This window comes from Brevibacillus sp. MCWH, from assembly GCF_013096935.1.
Classification (GTDB): Bacteria; Bacillota; Bacilli; order Brevibacillales; family Brevibacillaceae; genus Brevibacillus; species Brevibacillus aydinogluensis.
In genome coordinates, this window is the sequence record NZ_SDLF01000028.1 from 1 (window position 1) to 22,371 (window position 22,371).

The 22,371-nt window shown below is 58.2% G+C and carries 20 protein-coding genes; 15 read left to right on the top strand and 5 right to left on the bottom strand.

Features of this window, described 5'->3' with window-relative positions; translation table 11 throughout:
* Positions 1–157 precede the first annotated feature (157 nt).
* Entirely contained in the window at positions 158–802 is a 645-nt protein-coding gene (gene trmB / locus ETC00_RS17940; protein WP_171567494.1) for a tRNA (guanosine(46)-N7)-methyltransferase TrmB, read from the bottom strand.
* Between the two features lie 463 nt (positions 803–1,265).
* On the opposite strand from trmB, the gene ETC00_RS17945 reads away from it, so the two are divergent.
* The gene (locus ETC00_RS17945; protein ID WP_171567495.1) at positions 1,266–1,769 is read left to right on the top strand and encodes a C40 family peptidase; all 504 of its coding nucleotides are present in this window, start codon (positions 1,266–1,268) and stop codon (positions 1,767–1,769) included.
* 160 nt (positions 1,770–1,929) lie between these two features.
* Positions 1,930–3,045, top strand: a complete 1,116-nt coding sequence (gene menC / locus ETC00_RS17950; protein WP_171567496.1) for an o-succinylbenzoate synthase — start codon at positions 1,930–1,932, stop codon at positions 3,043–3,045.
* 52 nt (positions 3,046–3,097) lie between these two features.
* On the opposite strand, the gene ilvD is transcribed toward menC, so the two are convergent.
* Positions 3,098–4,774 (bottom strand): dihydroxy-acid dehydratase, encoded by a 1,677-nt coding sequence (gene ilvD, locus ETC00_RS17955; protein ID WP_311837765.1) that lies wholly within the window; start codon positions 4,772–4,774, stop codon positions 3,098–3,100.
* Positions 4,775–4,978: 204 nt separating this feature from the next.
* Between ilvD and ETC00_RS17960 the strand changes: the two genes are divergently transcribed.
* A complete protein-coding gene (locus ETC00_RS17960) occupies positions 4,979–5,449 on the top strand; it encodes a PaaI family thioesterase (RefSeq protein WP_171567497.1) in 471 nt (156 codons plus the stop codon).
* Positions 5,450–5,525: 76 nt separating this feature from the next.
* Here ETC00_RS17960 and ETC00_RS17965 read toward each other — a convergent pair whose 3' ends face one another.
* Positions 5,526–5,903: a hypothetical protein gene (locus tag ETC00_RS17965; protein WP_171567498.1), complete on the bottom strand. Its 378-nt coding sequence runs from the start codon at positions 5,901–5,903 to the stop codon at positions 5,526–5,528.
* Between the two features lie 204 nt (positions 5,904–6,107).
* Between ETC00_RS17965 and ETC00_RS17970 the strand changes: the two genes are divergently transcribed.
* The 8 genes from ETC00_RS17970 (at position 6,108) to cysC (ending at position 13,921) form a co-directional block, all read left to right on the top strand.
* Positions 6,108–6,884: an inositol monophosphatase family protein gene (locus ETC00_RS17970; protein WP_171567499.1), complete on the top strand. Its 777-nt coding sequence runs from the start codon at positions 6,108–6,110 to the stop codon at positions 6,882–6,884.
* A 273-nt stretch (positions 6,885–7,157) separates the two neighbouring features.
* On the top strand, positions 7,158–7,949 hold the full coding sequence (locus ETC00_RS17975; protein WP_171567500.1) for a sirohydrochlorin chelatase: 792 nt from the start codon (positions 7,158–7,160) through the stop codon (positions 7,947–7,949).
* Positions 7,933–9,549 carry a nitrite/sulfite reductase gene (locus ETC00_RS17980; protein WP_171567501.1) on the top strand — a complete coding sequence of 539 codons (1,617 nt, stop codon included), beginning with the start codon at positions 7,933–7,935 and terminating at the stop codon, positions 9,547–9,549. Before ETC00_RS17975 ends, ETC00_RS17980 begins: the two co-directional genes overlap by 17 nt.
* Positions 9,550–9,571: 22 nt before the next feature.
* On the top strand, positions 9,572–9,805 hold the full coding sequence (locus ETC00_RS17985) for a DUF3906 family protein (RefSeq protein ID WP_171567502.1): 234 nt from the start codon (positions 9,572–9,574) through the stop codon (positions 9,803–9,805).
* A 107-nt stretch (positions 9,806–9,912) separates the two neighbouring features.
* Positions 9,913–11,412 (top strand): uroporphyrinogen-III C-methyltransferase, encoded by a 1,500-nt coding sequence (cobA, locus tag ETC00_RS17990; RefSeq protein WP_171567503.1) that lies wholly within the window; start codon positions 9,913–9,915, stop codon positions 11,410–11,412.
* Positions 11,396–12,139 (top strand): phosphoadenylyl-sulfate reductase, encoded by a 744-nt coding sequence (locus tag ETC00_RS17995; protein WP_171567504.1) that lies wholly within the window; start codon positions 11,396–11,398, stop codon positions 12,137–12,139. The genes cobA and ETC00_RS17995 overlap by 17 nt, the downstream gene beginning before the upstream one ends.
* A 6-nt stretch (positions 12,140–12,145) precedes the next feature.
* On the top strand, positions 12,146–13,288 hold the full coding sequence (gene sat / locus ETC00_RS18000; protein ID WP_171567505.1) for a sulfate adenylyltransferase: 1,143 nt from the start codon (positions 12,146–12,148) through the stop codon (positions 13,286–13,288).
* 18 nt (positions 13,289–13,306) lie between these two features.
* Positions 13,307–13,921, top strand: a complete 615-nt coding sequence (cysC, locus tag ETC00_RS18005; RefSeq protein WP_171567506.1) for an adenylyl-sulfate kinase — start codon at positions 13,307–13,309, stop codon at positions 13,919–13,921.
* A gap of 70 nt (positions 13,922–13,991) precedes the next feature.
* On the opposite strand, the gene ETC00_RS18010 is transcribed toward cysC, so the two are convergent.
* A complete protein-coding gene (locus ETC00_RS18010) occupies positions 13,992–15,245 on the bottom strand; it encodes a hypothetical protein (RefSeq protein ID WP_171567507.1) in 1,254 nt (417 codons plus the stop codon).
* Between the two features lie 183 nt (positions 15,246–15,428).
* On the opposite strand from ETC00_RS18010, the gene ETC00_RS18015 reads away from it, so the two are divergent.
* The 4 genes from ETC00_RS18015 to ETC00_RS18030 all read left to right on the top strand — a co-directional run bounded on the left by ETC00_RS18015 (position 15,429) and on the right by ETC00_RS18030 (position 21,267).
* Positions 15,429–18,260, top strand: coding sequence for a DNA translocase FtsK (locus ETC00_RS18015; protein ID WP_171567508.1), 2,832 nt, complete (start codon positions 15,429–15,431; stop codon positions 18,258–18,260).
* A gap of 871 nt (positions 18,261–19,131) precedes the next feature.
* Positions 19,132–19,527 (top strand): hypothetical protein, encoded by a 396-nt coding sequence (locus tag ETC00_RS18020; RefSeq protein WP_171567509.1) that lies wholly within the window; start codon positions 19,132–19,134, stop codon positions 19,525–19,527.
* A gap of 138 nt (positions 19,528–19,665) precedes the next feature.
* Positions 19,666–20,223, top strand: coding sequence for a signal peptidase I (gene lepB, locus ETC00_RS18025; protein ID WP_371808918.1), 558 nt, complete (start codon positions 19,666–19,668; stop codon positions 20,221–20,223).
* Between the two features lie 324 nt (positions 20,224–20,547).
* Positions 20,548–21,267 carry a hypothetical protein gene (locus tag ETC00_RS18030; protein WP_171567510.1) on the top strand — a complete coding sequence of 240 codons (720 nt, stop codon included), beginning with the start codon at positions 20,548–20,550 and terminating at the stop codon, positions 21,265–21,267.
* Positions 21,268–21,351: 84 nt separating this feature from the next.
* On the opposite strand, the gene ETC00_RS18035 is transcribed toward ETC00_RS18030, so the two are convergent.
* On the bottom strand, positions 21,352–22,305 hold the full coding sequence (locus ETC00_RS18035; RefSeq protein ID WP_171567518.1) for a DMT family transporter: 954 nt from the start codon (positions 22,303–22,305) through the stop codon (positions 21,352–21,354).
* Positions 22,306–22,371: the final 66 nt, after the last annotated feature.

Below are 22,371 nucleotides of genomic sequence, written 5' to 3' on the forward strand. Positions count from 1 at the left end.
AACAAGGGCTGATGAGTTTGATACAGCGATATTTCACACTTCGTCAAGCTTGGTGAACCGCCGTATACCGGTCGGTACGTACGGTGGTGTGAGAGGACGGGGGTTAACCACCCCCTCCTACTCGATTCTGTTTCTGATTGTCGGCTGCCGGTGTGTGCTACTCCGGCAGGTAAATGGCTTCCGTCCGGTAGATGCGCTGTCCGCGCGAGGAGAAGCGCTCCTCGTACTCGGTCATCACATTGTCCTCGGCAAATGGCGAATGGTGCAGGTCAAATGTGATGTGGCGCAGCTGAAAACGCTGGTCCGAAAATTGGTTGAGCGAGAACTCAAACAACTGTTCGTTGTCCGTTTTCAGGTGAATCTCTCCGTACGGCTTCAGCACCTGTTTGTACCCCATCAGAAAGTTGGCGTGGGTGAGGCGCCGTTTGGCGTGCCGCTTCTTCGGCCAGGGATCGCTGAAGTTGAGGTAGATGCGGGACACTTCGCCCGGTGCGAACAGGTCAGACAGGTTTGCCGCATTGTACTGGACAAAGGCCAGATTGGGGATTGCCCGCTTCTCCGTCCGCTGGGCGGCGCGCAGGATTACCTCCGCCTTCAATTCCACGGCGATGAAGTTGATGTCCGGATGTTTTTCGGCCAGCGTGTTGATAAACCGCCCTTTGCCACAGCCAATTTCCACATGAATGGGACGGTCGTTGCCAAACCGCTCGCTCCATTTGCCGCGATAGGAGTCCGGGAAGTCCACAAACGTGGGATATTCGCGCAGGGCCTCTTCGGCCCCAGGGATGTTGCGCAGTCGCATGAAAACATGAACCTCCTCTTTACCCGACACGCGCGCTTTCTCAGCACGCTGCCCATGACAAGCTCCTATATACTGTACGACGAGTCGGTCCAGGTTGCAAGCATTCATACAGGCAGACAGGCGTCTTACAAATAGTTCCAGGAATTCTGCGATCAATATGGAATGTGTTGGGAATCATCCGGGACAAAAGCCGTATGGCGGTTGAACAAATGAAGATTACGCTGGACAAAATTGGCATACAGGGGTAGCAGTTTTTGGAAAACGGGAATGAAAAAAGGAAGCAGGATTCCCCGCCGCTATGGGAACGACAGTGTCAAGTAGAAATAGCTGACAGCCACGATCGGCGGAATTGCCAGGAATTTGACAATTATCAACCGGTGACGCGATGGTAGAGTAGAGGACAAGCGTGAAATCGGCGATCGATTTTTCAACAAGGATTTTGCAACAAGGGAGGAGAAACAGCATGAAACTTCGCAAAACGCTTGTCGCCATTTTGTTGGGTACAGCCCTCGGCGTCACCGGGGTGGTGGCTCCACTTCCCGGCAACCACGGTGTGGCTGAGGCAAAATGGACCCAATCCCGGGCGGATAAAGTCATTCAAGTGGGTACCAAATATCTCGGCACGCCGTATAAATTCGGCTCGAAAAGCAGCACGACGCGCACGTTTGACTGCTCGTCGTTTGTTCAGCGCGTCTACCGTGAAGCGCTGGGAATCAGCCTGCCGCGCACATCCCGTTCGCAGGCGAAAGTCGGGGTCAAAGTATCCAAGAGCAGCTTGAAAAAGGGCGATCTGGTCTTCTTCCGCTCGTCCGGCAGCAAACCGACATCCACCTATATCACGCACGTGGCGATCTACGCCGGCGACAACAAACTGCTGCATACCTACGGCAAACCGGGCGTGACGTATACCAAATTCCGCGGCACGTCGTGGGAGAAACGCTTCGTTACGGCTCGCCGCGTCCTGTAACAACCGAATCGGGAAATAATGATGCGGTCATAACAACGAGCCGTTTGATTTTGGAAAATTTGAAATTGAATGATTCCCCGCCGGACCTCCCTGTGGTATAAAGAGAGTGCAATCACCAGCAGGCTGTCAAATACCACTGGGGGAAAGGAAGTCTGGTAGCATGAACGCCGAAAAGATCGTGCTCCGCAAGATGAGCATGCAGTTAAAAGCGCCGTTTCAAACCAGCTTTGGCACCGAGATCATCCGCGATTTTATCCTGGTGGAGGTTCACACCAAGGATTTTGTCGGCTACGGGGAGTGCGTCGTTTCCGGCAAACCGCTCTACAGCGAGGAGACGGTGGGAACGGCATGGCACATGATGGAGGATTTCCTCGTGCCGATGCTGTTTGAATACGGGGAGATCGCCCATCCCGACGAGGTGGGGCGCCTGTTTGCCCCAATTCGCCGCAACAACATGGCCAAATCCGCTCTCGAAGGCGCGTACTGGGACTTGTACGCCAAACAGCAGGGGATTCCGCTGGCCCGAGCGCTGGGCGGCACCAAGGACAGGATCGAGGTGGGCGTCAGCCTGGGGATCGAGGCGGACATCAACGATTTGTTCCGCAACGTGGAGAAATACCTGGAGCTGGGCTACCGCCGGATGAAAATCAAGATTGCGCCGGGCAGGGACGTGGAGGTGATCCGCGCGCTGCGCCAGCGATTCGGCGACATTCCGATGATGGCCGACGCCAACTCCGCCTACACCCTGAACGACGTGGATGTGCTGAAGCAGTTGGACGAGTTTGATCTGATGATGATCGAACAGCCGCTGGCCCACGACGACATCATCGACCACGCCAAGCTGCAGCGGGAACTGAAGACGCCGATCTGTCTGGACGAAAGCATCCACTCGTACGAGGATGCGCGCAAAGCGATTGAGCTGGGCAGCACGCGGATCATCAACATGAAGGTGGGCCGCGTCGGCGGACTGTCGGAGGCGAAACGGATTCACGACCTCTGCGTGGAAAAGGGGATTCCGCTCTGGTGCGGGGGCATGCTGGAATCGGGCATCGGCCGGGCGCACAACATCGCCGTAACCACTCTGCCCAATTTTACGCTGCCTGGCGACACGGCGGGCTCGTCGCGCTACTGGCAGGAAGACATCATCGACCCCTGGGTGGAAGTGGCCGCCGATGGCACGATTGCCGTTCCCGAGGCGCCGGGGATCGGATTTGCGCCGGTGCCGGAGCTGTTGGACAAGTACACGACGGCGGTCCGTGTGCTGACGAGATCTTGATCAAACGTACGGGCACCTCTTTGTGAGGTGCCCGTGTTGTTTTGGACCGAAATCAGATTTTCAGCACGCCGCCCTGGCTGGCGTTGGTCACCAGCTTGGAGTAGCGGGCTAGGTAGCCGGTTTTTACCTTTGGCTCGAAGCCGTTCCAGTTGGCCCGGCGGCGCTCCAGTTCCTCGGGAGAGACATGCAGGTGGATGGAGCGCTCCTCCAGGTCGATGCTGATGATGTCCCCGTCCTGGACGAAGGCGAGCGGTCCGCCTTCCGCCGCTTCCGGTGAGACGTGGCCGATGCTGATGCCGCGGGAGGCGCCGGAGAATCGGCCGTCGGTGATGAGGGCCACTTCTTTGCCCAGCCCCATGCCGACGATCTGGGAGGTCGGCGCCAGCATTTCAGGCATGCCGGGGCCGCCCTTGGGGCCTTCGTAGCGGATGACGACCACGTGGCCCGGCTTGATCTTGCCGCCCGCGATGCCGGCCAACGCTTCATCCTGCGAGTCGAAACAAATGGCCGGTCCCTCGTGCCGCTTGATCGACGGGTCCACGCCGCCCGTCTTGATGATTGCGCCCTGCGGCGCCAAATTGCCGAACAGGACGGAGAGGCCGCCCGACTCGCTGTACGGGTTGTCCAAACGGCGGATGACCTTGTCGTCCTTGATCTCCGCCTCGGCGATGTTTTCCCCCAGTGTCTTGCCGGTGACGGTGATGCGCTCCAGGTGCAGCGTCCCCGGCTTTTTGGCGATTTCCTTCAGGATGGCCGATACGCCGCCCGCGTTGTGGCAGTCCTCGATGTGGTAGTCGGAGGCGGGGGCCAGCTTGCACAGGTGCGGGACGCGTTTGGCCACTTCGTTGATGCGCTCGATCGGGTACTCGATGCCCGCTTCCTGCGCGATGGCGAGCGTGTGCAGCACCGTGTTGGTGGAGCCGCCCATCGCCATGTCCAGCGCGAATGCGTCGTCGATCGCTTCCAGCGTGACGATGTCGCGCGGTTTGATGTCGCGTTCGATCAGCTCCATCAGCTTTTTCGCTGACGCTTTGACCAGTTCCCGGCGCTCCGGCGAGACGGCGAGAATCGTGCCGTTTCCGGGGAGCGCGAGGCCCAGGACTTCCGCCAGACAGTTCATCGAGTTGGCCGTAAACATCCCGGAACAGGAGCCGCAGGACGGACAGCCGTACTGCTCCAGTTCTTCCAGCTGCTTGTCGTCGATCAGGCCGGCCTGGTAGGCGCCGACGCCTTCAAAGACGGACGAGAGCGAGATGGAGCGGCCATCGCTGGTTTTGCCCGCTCTCATCGGGCCGCCGGTTACAAAAATGGTGGGAATGTTGACCCGCAGCGCGCCCATCATCATGCCGGGTGTGATCTTGTCGCAGTTGGGAATGCAGATCATGCCGTCAAACCAGTGAGCGGAGACGACCGTCTCCAGGCTGTCGGCGATAATTTCCCGGCTGGGCAGGGAGTACCGCATGCCGATGTGTCCCATGGCGATGCCGTCGTCCACGCCGATCGTGTTGAATTCAAACGGTACGCCGCCCGCCTCCCGCACGGCTTCCTTGACGAGCCGGCCAAACTCCTGCAGGTGCACATGGCCGGGAATGATGTCGATGTACGAGTTGCAGATGGCGATAAACGGTTTGTCAAAATCCTCTTCTTTTACTCCGGCCGCGCGCAGCAGACTGCGGTGGGGGGCGCGGTCAAAGCCTTTCTTGATCATGTCGCTTCTACGTTTGACCACTATGAAAAACTCCTTTCCAGTCAAAAACCTGCCGTGTTTTGAACTATCTTATCACTTTTTCACAAGTACAAACAACCGTAAGAGTCTGAACATTCGCTCAGAAAGGCGGCTGCTCAGCGCGGGTGAAAAAGCGGAACGTGAAATCGCGTCGGCGTTGTTTTAGAATAAGGAAGTGAATGCTATTTTTGCGTGGAGTGAACAGAGATGAACGAAGAGTGGAAAGCGATCTGGGAAGAAGGGAGTGACGAGGAGCGGCAGATACTGGAACTGGCCCTGCAGGCCATCCGGCAGCGGCGGGAGCGGAACAGCGCCTTTCTGTCCGGATTTCTCGGCTTGAAGGGCGAATTTGTCGATGAAAACACGTACCGTTTTGATGTGCCGCTGACGCCGTTCATGCACAACTCGCTGGGCGTCGTTCACGGCGGCATCCTGGCGACGCTGATTGACTCGGCGATGGGTTCCCTGATCAACCGCAGCCTGCCCCCCGACCGGTACGCGGTGACGACCGAACTGAAGACCAACTACCTGCGTCCGGGCAAAGGGCAGCGGCTGCGTGCGGAAGCCAGTTTTCTGCATCGCGGGCAGACGCTGGTCGTGATGCAGGGCAGCGTGTACGACGAACAGGACCGGCTGATCGCTCACGGCACCGGCACGTTCATCGTCCTGAAACGGTAGGGACATGCAGGCGAAAGCGGGCCGCGAATAACGAAGCATCCCTGGGCACGCCGGGGCGGCATAGAGGTGTTTTACGTTACGTGATCGCCACGAGCCCGCTGTATTGGGCGATGTACGACAGCATTTTGGCAGAGAGCGGGACGATGAACTCCATGTTTTCCCGTTCGACGACGCCCGAGCGGGTGACGATGCGGGCCCACTTTACGGACAGCTTGTAGTAATCGGAGCCAAACGCGGATTGAATGACTTCGTTTTGGCGACGAAAGGAGATCGGTGAGCTGTCCAGCTTTACCGGCACCATGCTGACGATGTCATGCAAAAACAGGTGGTAGGTCATGTGCGGCTTTTGAAATACCAGTTCTTTGCTGGTGACGGAGCAGCCCAGGTTTTTGTTCATCTGGGTCAGCTTCAGTTCGCCTTCCAGATTTTTCAGACGAATAAAATCGTTGTTCATGTGGTTTCCCCTCCTGCGGCAGAAGGACCCGTCTTGTAAGCAGGGAACGGGATTCCGCCCGATATTGGCTTGCGCGGGCGCAAAGGCGACCGCCAAGCGGCTGTTGGGGCCTCGAAAACGGGTGTCTCTTAATCATAGGAAAAAAACCGGGAAAAGCGCAAGGGAAAACCATGGATGAGGACAGAGAAAAGGAGATGGAGCATCATGCTGGACATTGCAAAAGAAGCCGCAAGCCAGGCGGGCGCGTATTTGCAGGAGCGGTTTTTGGAGCGTCTCGTGCCCGATGAGGAACTGCACAACGACGTCAAGCTGCCGGAAGACAAGGAGAGCGAACGGCGCATCATCGAGGTGCTGCGCCGTCATCTTCCCGGACATGCGATCTATTCCGAAGAGATCGGCATGGTGGAGGGCGACGAGGAATACCTCTGGATCGTCGACCCGCTGGACGGCACCAACAATTACTTTATCGGTTTTCCCTACTTCTCCGTCTCGATCGCCCTGCAGCACAGAGGCGAAGTCGTGCTGGGAGTGGTGTACAACCCGGTGGCCGGCCAGATGTTTTGGGCGGAAAAGGGCAACGGGGCGTTTTTAAACGGCAGACGACTCGCCGTCAACGAGCGGGACGATTTGACGAGAGCGGTCGGCACGTACATTCGCGGCCGCAACACGGTGACCAAGGAGGAAGAGTGGGCGTTTACCCGTCCGTTCGCGCTGAACACCAAGCGGCTGATGCGCAACATCGCCCCCGCCCTGGACTGGTGTCTCCTGGCAAACGGATGGCTGGACTACATCGTCATGCAGCGCTCCGGCATCATGGATGTGGCCGCCGGCATCCTGATTGCCCAAGAGGCGGGGGCGATCATAACCGATTGGGAAGGGAACCCGTACCGACACGCGTCGTTCAGCGCTGATCATTTCCCATCGCTGGTGGCCAGCAACGGCCGGATTCACGAGCGGATATGCGGTTTGATTGGCGGATAGGCGGCGCTGATCAGCTACTAGGTGCGCAAAAGAAAAAGCTGAACAGGGCGGCGGATTCATGGAGACGATCGGGAATCGGCTGCCGGCCGGTAAAGTGTTGAATGGTTGTGACAAAACGCCGGGTGTGTATAGGCTTCTGCGAGCAAAGCATGCGGTGCCGTTCGCGTTGGGCCATGCATGCCCGGTCTTTTTTTGTTGACGGACGGAGCGAATGACACTATAATTCCTAGTAACTATATAGGAATTATACATCATTGAGAAAGGGGGATTTGCATGACCGATGCGGCCGTGCTGGTCATCGCCCACGGCTCGCCCGACCCTCATTGGATGGAACGGGTGGAAGAAGCGGTCCGTCCCTACCGCCGCCAGATGTTGATTCGAGTCGCCTACTTGGACGGGGTGGAGGGGCGTGGCATTGCCGATGAGGTAGAGCGTCTGGAGCGGGCAGGGGTGGAAACGATCGCCGCCGTGCCGCTGTTTGTCACCGCCGGGAGCACCCACGTCAGCGAAATCAGGGGGATGCTCGGGCTGGAGCCGGATGCCATAACGCCAAACGTCAAACCTGTCGCCACGCGGGCTCGGTTTCTCTGGTGTCAGCCGCTGGAGGACCATCCGCTGGTGGAGCAGATCGTCTGCGAGCGGCTGCAGGCTCTGTCCGTCGATCCTCACCGCGAAGCGCTCCTGCTCGTCGGACACGGCAGCGACCTGCCAGGGTATCGGGAACGCTGGGAGCGCCTTTTGCACCGCTTGACGTTCCGCCTGCAAAACCGCTTTTACTTCTCTGCCGCGGGCTATGCCACGCTGCGGCCGGATACGGTCGCGACCCGCGCCCGGCAGCTTGCATCCTGCGGGGAGCTGGTCGTGCTGCCGCTGTTTGTCAGCCAGGGGTATTTTACCCGCCGTGCTCTGCCGGAGCGGCTGGCAGGGGTGTCCTACCGGTACGACGGCAGCGCGTATCTGCCTCACCCGCTGATTGGCGAATGGATCGTACAGTCGGCAAAGACGGCGTTTTTGTTGGACTATCAAACGCAAAGGAGCGTGATTGGCGATGGCCAAGCAACGTAAATGGAAATGGGCGGATGATCCCAATCTGAACAAAGTGGAGCTGACCAAGCTGGAAAAAGACGGGTTGGACGTGATCGAGACAATTATCAACACCTATTCCAAGCAGGGGTACGACTCCATCGAAGCATCCGATTTCGACCGGTTCAAGTGGGCGGGCGTCTACCAACAACGGCCCAAAGAAGGCTATTTCATGATGCGGGTGCGCATTCCTGGCGGGATTTTGACCAGTGAACAGGCCCGTGTGCTGGCCGGTATCGCCCGCGATTACGGCCGCGATCTCGTAGATGTGACGACGCGGCAGGCCATTCAATTTCACTGGCTGACGGTGGAGTCGCTCGCCGACATCTTCGAACGGTTGGGCGCCGTTGGTCTTTCCTCGTTTGAAGCGTGCGGCGACTGTCCGCGGACGATCATGGGCAACCCGCTCGCCGGCATCGATCCGCATGAAGTGATTGACACGCGTCCGATCGTCAAAGAATTGGAGCAATTCTTTTTGCTCAATCGGGATTTTTCCAACCTGCCGCGCAAGTACAAGATGTCGATCTCGGCCAACGTGTACAATGCGGCTCACGCGCAAATCAACGACCTGGCGTTTACCCCGGCGAAAAAGACGATCGGTGGAGAAGAGGTGATCGGCTTCCACGTCTGGGTCGGCGGCGGCCTGTCGGCCAAACCGTACCTGGCGCAGCAGTTGGACGTCTTCGTCCGCCCGGAAGAGGTGGTCAAGGTGGCGGCCGGCGTCACCACGCTGTTCCGCGACTACGGCTACCGGTACAAACGGACCCATGCCCGGCTCAAGTTCCTGGTCGCCGACTGGGGAGCGGAGCGGTTCAAGGAAGAGCTGCTGAAGCTGACCGGCGAACTGGAGACGAGAGGAGAAGACCTGCTGAAGGGCTGGAACGCCGGTTACTTTTACGGCATTCACGAGCAGCGGCAGAAAGGCTTTTACTACGCCGGGCTGTCGGTGCCCATCGGCCGCATGAACGCGGATGAACTGCTGGAACTGGCCCGGCTGGCGGACGAGTACGGCGACGGAACGATTGGCACCTGCAACACGCAAAACGTGCTGATCCGCAACATTCCGGCGGAAAAAGTGGAGGCGTTCCGGGCTGAGCCGATCGTGGTCAACCGGTTCAAGCTGGAGCCCAACACGTTTGTCGGGTATGCCGTCTCCTGCACGGGGATCGAATACTGCAACCTGGCGATCGTGGAGACCAAGGAACGGATGCGGGCGCTGGCGGAGTACCTGGATGCGACCGTGCCGCTGGATACACCGCTGCGCATCCACATGGTGGGGTGTCCCAACTCGTGCGGCCAGCGGCAGATCGCCGACATCGGTCTGCAAGGGGCATTGGTGAAAACGCCGGAGGGCATGGTTGACGCCTTTGACGTCCACGTCGGCGGCACGCTGGAGGACCCCCGTTTTAACCAAAAGCTGAAGGCGCGCATTACCGCCGACAAACTGGGACCGTTCCTGGCACAGCTCATCACCGCCTACAAGAACGAGCGGCTGGAAGGGGAGCCGTACTGGCGTTACGTGGAACGCGTCGGCATCGAGGCGATTCAGCGGCAGGTGGACGAGATTTTGCAGACAGCGTAAGCGGTGCCGAGGAGGAGACGAGATGGCGGAAGAGCAAGCGGAAACGTTTTTGTACAAATTGGAAGCGGAGCTGGCGGACCGGCTGTTGACGATCGTGGTTGTCGCACAGTCGGACGAACGGGCGTTTAGCGCAGCGGAGAACAACATTCTCCGGCACACGGTGGCGCCGCCGCAGATCAAACAGCTCAGCCTGGTGGAAAAAAAGCCGTTGGGGCGGCAGGGCGTGGGCTATGTGATTGAAACGGCGCAGTTTTGACAGGCAAAGGCGCGGCGGTTGCGGCCCGCCGCGTTTTGAGGGAGCAGTGATCAGCGGCGCGCCTTGCCGCGTCAGACAAGGAACGGGTACAGCTAGGAGGGCGGTTGATGAAAAAGACAGGCAGCGTCATGTTTGTGGGGGCTGGCCCGGGTGATCCCAAGCTGCTCACGATTAAAGGCAAGGAGGCGATCAAACGGGCGGATGTGGTCGTGTACGACCGGCTGGCCAATCCGCTGCTGCTCGCCCACGCCAAACCAGACGTCCGGCTGATCTACGTCGGCAAGGAAGCGGATCGTCACTCGCTTCCCCAGGAGGAAATAAACCGGCTGCTCGTACGGGAAGCGCAGCAGGGCAGCCTGGTCGTCAGGCTGAAAGGCGGCGATCCGAGCATTTTCGGTCGGGTTGGCGAGGAGGCGGAAGTGTGCCGGCAGGCAGGGATTCCGTTTGAGATCGTGCCTGGCATCACTTCGGGCGTGGCAGCTCCGCTGTACGCGGGGATTCCGCTGACGCACCGGGAGTACAACTCGGCAGTAGCGTTTCTCACCGGCCATCAGTGCGAGCAAAACGCGGGCAGGGAGTTGGACTGGGCGGCGCTGGCCGCGATGGAAACGCTGGTGATTTACATGGGCGTTAAAAACTTGCCGCACATCCGGGAGCGCCTGCTGGCGCACGGCAAACCGGCCGATACGCCGGTTGCAATGGTGCGTTGGGGCACGCTCAGCGTGCAGCAGACGCTGGTCGGTCCGCTCTCCACCATCGATCGGCAGGCGGCGGAGGCGAAGTTTCACGCGCCGGCGATCATCGTCATCGGCGAGGTGGTCAGACTGCGCGATACACTCGAGTGGTACGAAACAAAGCCGCTGTTCGGCTTGACGGTGGCCGCGGCCGCCGGCGATCCGGAGCAGGAAGACCGTTTGTTGGCGGAGTTGGAATCGCTGGGGGCCGACGTCCTGCCGGTGGCAGTCGAAGCGCGGGCAGCGGAGGCTGATGCAAACGCGGAACGCCTGACCGATGAGCTTCTGGCATGCCGGTGGCTGGTATTTGCCGACGAGCGGCAGGTGGACTTCTTTTTTCGCACGCTTCGCGAACGGCGGATCGATCTTCGCCGGATCAAGGCTCGGATTGCTGCACGCGGCGAGCGGACTGCCCAGGCGCTCGAAAGCCGGGGGTTGCCGGCAGAGCGGCTGTTTGCCGCAGACGAACCGCTTGCCGCCGTCTCCCAAAACCTGCCGCTCGACCAGGGAGACCGGGGGCTGTGCCTGAGCGGCGGACCGAGCGGGATCGCTGCGTCTGCGGACGGGGTGGTTTGGCGCACGGCTTCCGCAGGCCGGCTGGCATGGGTCGACACCCATCCTGCTGCCCCGCTGCTGCGGGCCCGGCGATTTGACTGGCTGGCTGCGGATGATCCGTACCATCTGGACGCGCTGGCGCAGTTTGCCGGGGAAGAGTGGCAGAATCAGCCGCTGCTCTGTGTCGGTGAAGAGACGGCTGCCCGTGCCCGTTCCATGGGCTGGAGGCAGGCAGTGTCATGTGAGCGGGGAGCAGCGTGCGTCGTGAGAGCAGTTCGTTCAACGAACAAGGAGGAGGCATATGAACTGGAATTATGAATCGGTGACGGATGCCGAGCTCGCCAAGGTCAACCGGGAGATGGAGGGCAAAGACGCGCTGGACGTGATCAAGTGGGCGTACAGCACGTTCGGCGATGACCTCGTGTACGCCTGCAGCTTTGGCGCGGAAGGCATCGTGCTGCTTGACCTGATCAGCAAGGTGAAGCCGGATGCTTCCGTTTTTTTCCTCGACACCCATCTTCATTTTGCCGAAACGTACGACCTGATCAAACGGGTCCGGGAGCGCTTCCCAACGTTGAAGATCACGATCAAGGAACCGGCGCTTTCCTTGGCCGAACAGGCGGCCGCTTACGGGGAGGCGCTGTGGGAGCGGCAGCCCGACCAGTGCTGTCACCTGCGCAAGGTGGAGCCGTTGGCGTCAGTGCTGGAGGGGGCGGTCGCCTGGTTGTCCGGTCTGCGGCGGGAACAGTCGCCGACGCGGGCCCACGTCCAATACATCAACCGTGACGATCGCTTCCGTTCGCTCAAGGTGTGTCCGCTGATTCACTGGACGTGGGAGGAGGTATGGCTGTATATCCGCACGTTTGACCTGCCGTACAATCCGCTGCACGACCAGGGATACCCGAGCATCGGATGCGCTCCCTGTACGCGCGCGGTTCGGGAAGGCGAGGATGCGCGGGCAGGCCGCTGGGCCAATACGGGCAAGACGGAATGCGGCCTGCACGTCGCGCCCGCTTCGGCAACTCGATCGAATCCAAAGGAGTGAAGAACCATGACAACAAGCCAACCACACGGCGGCACACTGATCAACCGGTTCAATCCGGAAGCAGACCTCACGCTGGCAGTGCGCGAGGTGGAACTGGATGCGTTTGCGCTGGCCGACCTGGAGTTGATAGCCATCGGGGCGTACAGCCCGCTCACCGGCTTTATGGAGCGGGGGGATTATGAATCGGTCGTTGAGCGGATGCGGCTTGCCAACGGGCTGGTGTGGAGCATTCCCGTCACGCTGCCCGTTGCGGAAGAGGATGCGGCCGGACTGAAGGTCGGCGATTCCGTGCGGCTGTCGCACCAAGGAACCGTATACGGCCTCTTGGAAGTGCGCGATATCTACCGTCCGGACAAACAGGTGGAAGCCCGTCAGGTGTACGGCACCGACGAAATCAAACACCCGGGGGTAAAAAAGCTGCTGGAGCGTCCGAATGTGTATCTCGGCGGTCCGATTACACTGGTGAAACGGCCTGACAAAGGCGTGTTCGCCGCTCATACCCTTGACCCGGCCGAGACCAGAAAGCGGTTTGCCGAGCGGGGCTGGAAGACCGTGGTCGGCTTCCAGACGCGCAATCCCGTTCACCGTGCGCACGAGTACATCCAAAAGTCGGCATTGGAAATCGTCGACGGCCTGCTCCTCCATCCGCTGGTCGGCGAGACAAAGGCGGATGACATCCCTGCCGTCGTCCGCATGGAAAGTTACCAGGTGCTGCTGCGCCACTACTATCCGCCTGAACGCGTGCAGCTCGCCGTGTTTCCCGCCGCAATGCGGTACGCTGGACCGCGCGAGGCGATCTTTCACGCGATGGTGCGAAAAAACTATGGCTGCACCCACTTTATCGTCGGCCGGGATCATGCCGGTGTAGGGAATTACTACGGCACGTACGACGCGCAGCGCATCTTTCTGAACTTCACGCCGGAAGAACTGGGCATTACGCCGCTGTTCTTTGAAAACAGCTTCTACTGCCGTGCCTGCGGCAGCATGGCCTCCAGCAAGACCTGCCCGCACGGAGCAGAACATCATGTGGCGTTGTCCGGCACCAAGGTGCGGGAGATGCTCTCCCGCGGGGAAGCGCCGCCGCCGGAGTTCAGCCGTCCGGAAGTCGCCAAGGTCCTGATCGAAGGACTGCAGGCGCTGTCCGTCTGACAGAGGGGAGGAAATGCGATGAGCAAAGCGAACGCCCATGTGGTTTGGCATCCGACGACGGTGACGAAGGCGGACCGCCAACGGCAAAACGGCCACAAAAGCTGTATCCTCTGGTTTACGGGACTGTCCGGCGCGGGCAAATCGACGCTGGCCAACGCCGTGGATCAGCAGCTCCACGAGCGCGGTCTGAAGAGTTACGTGCTGGACGGCGACAACATTCGGCACGGCCTGAATCGCGGGCTGGGGTTCAGCCCGGCTGACCGCAAGGAAAACATCCGGCGGATCGCCGAAGTGGCCAAGCTGTTCGTCGACGCCGGCGTGATCGTGCTGACGGCCTTTATCTCCCCGTTTCGCGAGGACCGCGAGTTGGCGAGGGGACTGGTGGAGCCGGACGAATTTGTGGAGATTTACGTCAAATGTCCGCTGGAGGAGTGCGAACGGCGCGATCCAAAAGGCTTGTACCGGAAGGCGAGAAGCGGAGAAATTGCCGAGTTTACCGGCATCACGTCTCCCTACGAAGAGCCGCTCTCCCCGGAGCTGATCGTGGAAAGCGGCACGCAGTCGGTAGAGGAGTCGGTCCAAATCGTCCTGCGCTATCTGGAAGAGCGGGGGATCATTCCGGCAAGACGGTAGGCTCAATATAAAATATAATGAAAAAACAGGCATGGCGTTTTCGGCGCCATGCCTGTCATACGTTATCCGCTTACTTTTTCGTCTCCTGTTCCATTGCCTTGAACTGCTCCAGGGCCTGGTGCTCTTCCAGCGCTTTTTCTGCGAACACGCGCAGGAAGCCTTTTTCACGGAATGCGTCGAGCGCTTTTTTGTCTTGTTTCAGCTGGTCGAGCGTTACAGCGGCGTCTTTGGACGGAACGTCATACTTGGTCGCTTTGTTGAAGTTGTAGCTGTACTGATCCGATTCCAGCCCGATGGTCAGCGGCTGTTTCATTTCCGGAACCTGGAAGGTAACGTTCAGCGTGCTCTTTTGACGAACCGGCAGTTTTTCTTCGGTGATGTAGAAGTCCATGTTCAACGTCACGCCATGGAAGCCATTTTGTTTAGCCTTTTCCAGAAGTTGTTCCGGTGTCTGCTTTTTGCCCTCGGTATCCAGCCATTGTTTGGCTTTTGCCAGACCGGCGGTTACCATCGCTTCGGCGACTGCGCGTTTTTCCGCTTCGCTGGTTTTCTTTTCCGGGTTGAGCAGTTCTTCATTCAGGCTGTTGGAGAGCACCATCATTTCGATGGCGAACTTTTTGACCTCCTGGTTGGTTACCGCGTCGTTGGCGGTGTAGAAGAACATGTTGATCAGTTCTTTGGCGTCAAGATTCACGGCTACGTGGGTTGCCTTTACCTTTTCGCCGTTGGGCAGCTGCACGGTTTCGGTGCCCAGGTTTTTCGCATTGGACAGCTTGTAGCCGTATGTAGCGAAGTACTTCTTCATGAAGTCAATCGCCAGTTTGTTCATCTTGTCCTGATACTCTTTGATTTTGGCGGCATCCACTTTGACGTTTTCGCCAAGAGCAGCCGCGTTGATCACGTTGGTGTCAAACAGCAGGTACTTTTGATCCAGCGGCGTTTTTGCAAACAACTTGCCGTCGTTGATCACCACTTCCAGCGCGGCTTTTTTGTCGCCGGTCCAGAACTGTTTTTCGCGAAGCAGTTTGTCGTCGTTCACTTCCACATTGAACTTCATGTTTTTCGTGTCAAGCACTGTGCCTTTCACGGTTACGCCTGCTTGTACAGCGGCCAGGATTGCAGCAGATTCCTTGTCCTGCTGCTGTTTTCCAAGGGCGGCCGGCAGCTTGTCAATGTCGCCGGTCAATTTGATTGTTCCTTCAAAGTCGTAGTTATGTTTCTCCAGTGATGCCACCATGGCGTCACGCACGAGCGATGCTTCACCGGCGCAGCCGGTCAGCAGCAGCATCAGGGCGAGAAGCAGGGCACTGCCCTTTTTCCACATGTTTCTCATCCTCCCTTAGATTGTCTTTTCATTCCCAATATCTACTACGTTTTATGAAAAAAAAGGTTGCGGAATTTTAGAAAAAAACATTGGGCGTAAAAACCAGCGGATGATTCATGCTAATATGAAAGAGAAAATCACTCGATACAAAAGGTAGGTAATGAAAGAAAGGAACGTTGCAACATGTGGTCGTGGCTGCAAAAGATGATCCGATATGTGCTGGGAGAAGAAGAGCAGGAGCGAGAGCAGGAGCTGGAGCGTGAAACCGTCCGTTATCGCCCGCTTGCCGGACCAGCCGCCGGTCAACTCCGGGCAAAGACAAAGAACATTTACCCGAAACAGCGGGGCGACGAGCAGGAACCGGAGTTTCCGAGAAGGGAGAGGCAACGCCATTTTCGCTTTCCCGTGATCTCGGACGAGGAGCTTCACCGGCCGAAGAAGAGAGAGCCGGTGGAGATGGACAAGCCCGGGCGGGGTGACAGTGTGTACTCAGGGCCTGATCTGGTCTTTCGCAGCGGCTCATCCGCCCGCAGCATCGCCGACGGTATGAAGGCCGGCGAACAAGTGAAGCCGGAAGTGATTCAAGAGAAGCGGGGGGCTGAGCATACCCCGCGCAAAATAGATCGCGTTAAAACAGAAACGGTCCGACGTGAGGAGAGAAAAGCCGAGCCGTTGCGCCCGGCGGGGGCTGCTGCGGAAAAACGTACATATAAGCCGTCGGAGTTCATCTCCCCGGTATACGGAAAAATGACGCCGTCCACGCGGGAGACGGAGCACCGGATTCACACGACGTCCGGGATCTTCTACGCCGGAGCGGACAACAAGCGGGAATTTGTAAACACGGAGGAGGCTGCGGACCGTCCCGAGTTGACGGCTAAAGCGGAGACAGACGCTGTTTCGGCGGAACTGCAGCCGAATGAACCGGCGGCAGAGACGGCTGCAACGCTCCCGTGGACCAAACAGGAAGTGCCCGCAGCAAAGAACGGTACGGATGCGGGGGAAGCTGCTGAAGCACGGGACGTTTCGGAGGTACAAGCAGAATCGGCGGCCTCCGATGAGCTGACAACACGTGATGTGGTGTTCAATAACACGGCAGCAGCCGAGGCTGTGATGAATACGGAGACGGTGTCCGAGACGGCGCATGAGATGGAACCGGGGCCGGAGACAAAGATGGTGCCGGAGACAGACGCGGTACTTGAGACAGAGTTGGTGGCAGAGACAGAAACATTGCCTGAAACAGAGACGGTGCTGGAAACAGAGACGACGCCGTCGGAAAAATCAGAGGCGCCGATGGATGTCGCGTGCGAATCGCCGGCAGTGCCCGCCCAAACAGCGGACGAAGATGCAGACGAGGTGCCGACAGAACCGGGAGAAACGCAGGCGCCAGCGCTGTCGGACGAATCGGCGGCCAAGCCGCTCTCCCCTGCATGGGAGGCGTCCGCTCCCGAATCGACTGCTTGCGACCTTGCGGAACAGCCTCAAGCCGCCGAGTTGGAAGCTGCTGCAGGATGGACAGTCCGGGAACAGGAGATGAGCGCAAAAGAAATTGCCGCCTCTGCCGCCGTGCAGGAAAGGGCATCGTCGGCTGCAGGAACTGCGGAACCGTCTTACGAGCTGCCGTCGCTCGATCTGCTCGACCCCTGCCCGCCGATGAGCGAAGACGACGACGAACACACGCAGATTCAAAAAATGCTTTTGGAGGAGACGCTGGCCAATTTCAACGTCAACGCCCAGGTGGTGGGCATCGTCAAGGGGCCGTCCGTCACGCGTTTTGAACTGCAGCCGGCGCCTGGGGTCAAGGTGAACAAAATCACCAGCCTCATTGACGACATCAAGCTGAACCTGGCGGCCAAGGACATCCGCATCGAGGCGCCGATCCCCGGCCGCAACGCCGTCGGGATTGAGGTCCCCAACCTGACCAGTCAGCCGGTCCTGATCAGCCGGATCATCGGCTCGGCGAAATTCCGCGAGCATCCGTCACCGCTGGCCGTGGCGCTCGGCATGGACATTGGCGGGGAGCCGATCGTCGCCGACATCAAGAAGATGCCGCACGGACTGATCGCGGGTGCCACCGGCTCGGGGAAAAGCGTCTGCATCAACTCGATCATCGTCAGCCTCTTGTACAAGGCGACGCCGGAACAAGTGCGGCTGCTGTTGATCGACCCGAAAATGGTGGAACTGGCTCCGTACAACCATCTGCCCCATCTGGTGACGCCAGTGGTGACAGACGCCAAGCAGGCGACAGCCGCCCTGAAGTGGGCGGTGGAGGAGATGGAAAAACGCTATGCGCTCTTCGTCGACGCGGGTGCGCGTGACATCGAACGCTATAATCAGACCGTCGACCAGCCGCTGCCGTACATCGTAATCGTGATCGATGAATTGGCCGACCTGATGATGGTCTCGCCGCAGGATGTGGAGGAATGCATTATTCGCATTGCGCAAAAGGCGCGGGCTTGCGGCATTCACCTGCTGCTGGCCACGCAGCGGCCGTCCGTGGACGTGATCACGGGCAACATCAAAGCCAACGTGCCCACCCGTCTCGCCTTTGCCGTTTTTTCACAGGTGGATTCCCGCACCATCCTCGACCAGTCGGGCGCGGAGCGGCTGCTGGGACGGGGCGACATGCTCTTTTTGGAGAGCGGGGTCACTCCTGTTCGCCTGCAGGGGAACTACGTCTCGGACGACGAAATCGAGCGGATCACGCGCGCGATCAAACAGCAGCGAAAGCCGTCTTACCTGTTTAGCAAAGAGGAACTGGAGCAGCAGGTCCAGTCGTACGACATGGGCGACGATCCGCTGTACCACGAGGCGCTGCTCTTTGTCGCGGAACAGGGACAGGCTTCCGCCTCTGCCCTGCAGCGCCGCTTCCGCATCGGGTACAACCGGGCGGCCCGCCTGATCGAGATGATGGAGGCGGACGGCTACGTCGCCGGTCAGAACGGCGGCAAGCCCCGCGCCGTGCTGATCACCCGCGAGGACGCGGAGGCGCTGGCAGAAGGATCGTCACTGTTCTAGCACATCAGGAATGCTGCAAAGGTCTTGCCGATTGGGCAAGGCCTCAGCGTGTAGACAATGTTCGCGGCGCATGGGAGATCGGGCCCGCTCGCTCGCTTGACGCCCAGCACAGAAGCGGATGAAGTCCGCTCCAAAACGCGACGCAGGCAGGGGACAAACATCTGGGTGTTTCGATGAAGTGAGACTTGTGTCCCCTGTTGGTCCCCGCGTCATCGTTTTTCCGCTGAGCCGGTCGTCAAAGGAGCTCGCTTGGCCCATCTCTCCATGCGATGTACGTTGTCTACAGTTTCGGTTGATGAATGGTCAGGCCTTTCGGCCTGGAAATCATTTTCTTATGGACGCTTATACAATGAACCGTTTGTCTTCAGTCTGAGGTCTTGCCGATTGGGCAAGGCCTCAGCGTGTAGACAGTGTTCGCGGCGCATGGGAGATCGGGCCCGCTCGCTCGCTTGACGCCCAGCACAGAAGCGGATGAAGTCCGCTCCAAAACGCGACGCAGGCAGGGGACAAACATCTGGGTGTTTCGATGAAGTGAGACTTGTGTCCCCTGTTGGTCCCCGCGTCATCGTTTTTCCGCTGAGCCGGTCGTCAAAGGAGCTCGCTTGGCCCATCTCTCCATGCGATGTACGTTGTCTACAGTTTCGGTTGATGAATGGTCAGGCCTTTCGGCCTGGAAATCATTTTCTTATGGACGCTTATACAATGAACCGTTTGTCTTCAGTCTGAGGTCTTGCCGATTGAGCAAGGCCTTTTTTACGCTTGCGGGGACAGCCAGGTCGTGAGTGTGCACAAACAGACAGACAGATCTTGCTGAAACACCCATTGTCGTTTTATTCTGAAAAATATCACGAAAAGAAACGGAGGTACGCACATGGACCCGCTGAAAAAGAAGTACCAACCGATTGACGAACAGATTGTCCTGTTCAATGACGAGTATTACCTGAGTGTGCAAAGGCTTGACGTGTCGGAATTGGACGCGAACGCGAGAGAGTCGCTGTTCAACCATCTGTTTGCATTTGACAGCAGTGATATCGAACTGGAGATTGACATTTCCGAGGAGCAGCGGGGGGTCTGGTACCTGCAGCTGCTCGTTCCGCACGTGTTGACGCTGCCGGATGCGGCGCGTAAACGGCTGGAGAGAGGGGCAAAACAGCTTGCCAGCTATCTGATGCAGCAGCCGCATCGTCCGGCGTCCAGCGGGGTGGGCGGAGACGATCTGCTTTGGTATGTGCGGCGCTACAACCCCGATGTGGAGGTAATCGCTTGACGGTTGTCCGGGGAAATTCACGGGGATTTCGCGGGCTGCCGTGAAGGAGAGAGGGGGAGCGAGCTGGCCCGGTTAATTTGCAGCCGAGTTTGTGCTATCATACGTGGTAGACAAACTTGTACGAAAGGCGGGCTGCTTGTGAAGCTCAAAGAGATTTGGGATTGGATTAGTTCCATCGTCTTCGCGGCATTGCTGGCGCTGGTTCTGGGCGTCTTCGTTTTCCAACCGTTCAAGGTGGAAGGCCACTCCATGGACCCGACGCTGCATGATCAGCAGAGGATCTACGTGTCCAAACTCTCCCACACCTTTTCGTACCTGCCAGATTACGGCGACATCGTCGTGATCGACAGCCGTGTAAACCGAGAGCGCACAATCCGGGATGACCTGATGAACCATCCGTTGATTCACCTGATGCTGGGCAATCAAAAGGAAGATTTCATGTACGTCAAGCGCGTAATCGGCAAACCGGGCGACGTCCTGGAATTTAAGAATCACCAGGTGTACCGCAACGGCAAGCCGCTGGACGAACCGTACATCAAGGAGACAGCCCAGTACGACGGCTTGGAAAAAGTCGTCGTGCCCGACAACCACATCTTCGTGATGGGGGACAACCGCAACAACAGCCGGGACAGTCGGGACATCGGCTTTATTCCGCTCGACCACGTGATTGGCACCAAATTGGAATGGCCGTTCTGAAGGCGGATTTGAAGGCGGATTGACAAGCGGCCGCACTGCTGCATTCGATGGTCATGGAGAAGCGAACGACGAAAACGGAAGCGGCCCCAGATAGGGGACTTGCTTCCGTTTCGTGTTTTTCAGCCGCACGTGTGCCGTAAACGCCGCCGCATGAGCACGAGTGGCGGGCGCGATCACATAATCCTGTCAAGATTGGAGGATTTTATTGTGAAACAGCTGAAGAAAGTTTTCACAATGGCCACCCTGTCCCTGCTTGTAATCACGGGTTGCACGCCGGATCATCGTGATGCTTCTTTGCACATTACCAGCAGGGAAGGAGAAACCGTGACAGCAATAACAAACGTAGACGATGCCGTAAAGGCTTCTGACCATGTCGTGATTGGCGAAGTAGTGGATGAAGCGAAATTCAGCAGCACCAACACCTACCGATACACTGTCGCTGTGAAAACGGAATTGAAAGGGAATGTAAACGCGAAGTCAATTGATGTGTATGAAGCGAAAGATGCGTTGAAAAAAGGGAAAGAGTATTTGTTGTTTCTGGAATACTGGGAACATGAGCTGTATCCCCGGCCTGTCTATACGCCGATCGGAGAGGAGACGATCATTGAAATCGACAAGAATCAATTACGTGGCAATGAAAACATTGTGATGAACAGAAAGAAAGACGACATGGTGACCTACATTCAAAATTCTCCGGAGGCAAAGCGGCTGACGAAAAAGAACGTTCACATCGTAGAGAAGGCGAGCAGTACGGAAGAATTGATAGATCAGTCCGATTTTGTGCTTCATGTCATGCCTGTGGAAGTCGTGCATGAAAACGAGTATGTAAAGACCGTTACGGCAGACATTTTGCAAGCGTACAAAGGAGAGCTCGATCAGGACAGTGCCATCATCAATTTGCCGGCTGATGTGGAGGTAGGCAAGGAATACCTGGTGTTCTTGAAGGGAGAAAAGGATTTCCGGCTGACGACTAGACAGGGAAGTGTCATCTCCAAAGACCATGAATCACAATGGAACGATGTATTGAACAGCATCAACAAATAGATATTGAAAAGACCACCTTGACGTCAGGTGGTCTTTTTTGCTGCACGGACGAGGATGGTGCTGCCCAATGCAGCGAACGATTTTTTATGAGGTTGCGCGGGCGGCCGCGGCGGACAGCTTGAGCTGTCTGCGCTGATAAAGGTTGTTGGCGATCAGCGCCGCGATGATCAGGAGCGTTCCCCCCACATCAAACAGGGTGAGGCGGTACCCCTGCATCACGGAGATGACAAAGGTGGTGACGGGCACGAAGTTGATAAACAGGATGCCGTTGATTGGCGTCAACAGCTTCACGCCCGCATTCCAACTGACCAGTGCCAGCACGCCGGCGACCAGGATCATGAAGCCAAGCTCGGGGCCGGCCGACCAGATCGACGGCAGCGCAGGGACGGACAACATGCCGAAAGCAGACAGCACGAGAACGATTGCAAGCGAAGTGGCGGTGCCCAGCACGCAGCTCAGTGTGGAGTAGCGGAGTACGGACCACTCGGCGAAAACATTGCCGCCAATCGTGTAGATGACCCAGCCCAGGACGCCGACAAAAATCACGAGAACCGGAAACAGCCGGTCGGTTCCCAGGAGAAATGCGTGCAAATCCCCTTTGGTAATCACCAGAAAGCAGCCGACCAGGGCCACCGCGATGCAGCCGACAGTAAACGGCGCCGGCTGCTTCCGGCTCCAGATCCACAGCACCAGCACCGAAATCATCGGCATCAGCGCTTCCATCACCGAAGCGAGAATCACGCCCGACGTGCCCAATTGGTTTTGGCCCCAAAAGATTAACAGGTTGTAGACGGTAAACGCCATCGTGCCGAAAAACCAGAGCGATGCGCCGCGGCCGTCAAAGCGAAGCGCCCGCCCGCCTTCCTTCAGCCACAAGAGGACCAACAGGATGACGGAGACGGCGGAGTAGCGGATGACGGAAAAGAAAAACGGATCGAGATGAGCAAACGCGCTTTCGGCCACGGGAAACATTGCTCCCCATGCGACGCTCGCGATCAGGCACAAAAATGCCCCTTTGAGAATGTGGTTGGTATTCATGTTGCTGTGATTGCCTGCCTTTCCATTGCTTTGACTCATTCACGATCTCCATCATATTCCGGAATT

What these genes read in the sequence shown, in the direction of transcription:
- trmB (WP_171567494.1), bottom strand. Translation starts at nt 802, where the DNA reads ATGCGACTGCGCAACATCCCTGGGGCCGAAGAGGCCCTGCGCGAATAT.
- ETC00_RS17945 (WP_171567495.1), top strand. Translation starts at nt 1,266, where the DNA reads ATGAAACTTCGCAAAACGCTTGTCGCCATTTTGTTGGGTACAGCCCTC.
- menC (WP_171567496.1), top strand. Translation starts at nt 1,930, where the DNA reads ATGAACGCCGAAAAGATCGTGCTCCGCAAGATGAGCATGCAGTTAAAA.
- ETC00_RS17960 (WP_171567497.1), top strand. Translation starts at nt 4,979, where the DNA reads ATGAACGAAGAGTGGAAAGCGATCTGGGAAGAAGGGAGTGACGAGGAG.
- ETC00_RS17965 (WP_171567498.1), bottom strand. Translation starts at nt 5,903, where the DNA reads ATGAACAACGATTTTATTCGTCTGAAAAATCTGGAAGGCGAACTGAAG.
- ETC00_RS17970 (WP_171567499.1), top strand. Translation starts at nt 6,108, where the DNA reads ATGCTGGACATTGCAAAAGAAGCCGCAAGCCAGGCGGGCGCGTATTTG.
- ETC00_RS17975 (WP_171567500.1), top strand. Translation starts at nt 7,158, where the DNA reads ATGACCGATGCGGCCGTGCTGGTCATCGCCCACGGCTCGCCCGACCCT.
- ETC00_RS17980 (WP_171567501.1), top strand. Translation starts at nt 7,933, where the DNA reads ATGGCCAAGCAACGTAAATGGAAATGGGCGGATGATCCCAATCTGAAC.
- ETC00_RS17985 (WP_171567502.1), top strand. Translation starts at nt 9,572, where the DNA reads ATGGCGGAAGAGCAAGCGGAAACGTTTTTGTACAAATTGGAAGCGGAG.
- cobA (WP_171567503.1), top strand. Translation starts at nt 9,913, where the DNA reads ATGAAAAAGACAGGCAGCGTCATGTTTGTGGGGGCTGGCCCGGGTGAT.
- ETC00_RS17995 (WP_171567504.1), top strand. Translation starts at nt 11,396, where the DNA reads ATGAACTGGAATTATGAATCGGTGACGGATGCCGAGCTCGCCAAGGTC.
- sat (WP_171567505.1), top strand. Translation starts at nt 12,146, where the DNA reads ATGACAACAAGCCAACCACACGGCGGCACACTGATCAACCGGTTCAAT.
- cysC (WP_171567506.1), top strand. Translation starts at nt 13,307, where the DNA reads ATGAGCAAAGCGAACGCCCATGTGGTTTGGCATCCGACGACGGTGACG.
- ETC00_RS18010 (WP_171567507.1), bottom strand. Translation starts at nt 15,245, where the DNA reads ATGTGGAAAAAGGGCAGTGCCCTGCTTCTCGCCCTGATGCTGCTGCTG.
- ETC00_RS18015 (WP_171567508.1), top strand. Translation starts at nt 15,429, where the DNA reads ATGTGGTCGTGGCTGCAAAAGATGATCCGATATGTGCTGGGAGAAGAA.
- ETC00_RS18020 (WP_171567509.1), top strand. Translation starts at nt 19,132, where the DNA reads ATGGACCCGCTGAAAAAGAAGTACCAACCGATTGACGAACAGATTGTC.
- ETC00_RS18035 (WP_171567518.1), bottom strand. Translation starts at nt 22,305, where the DNA reads ATGAATACCAACCACATTCTCAAAGGGGCATTTTTGTGCCTGATCGCG.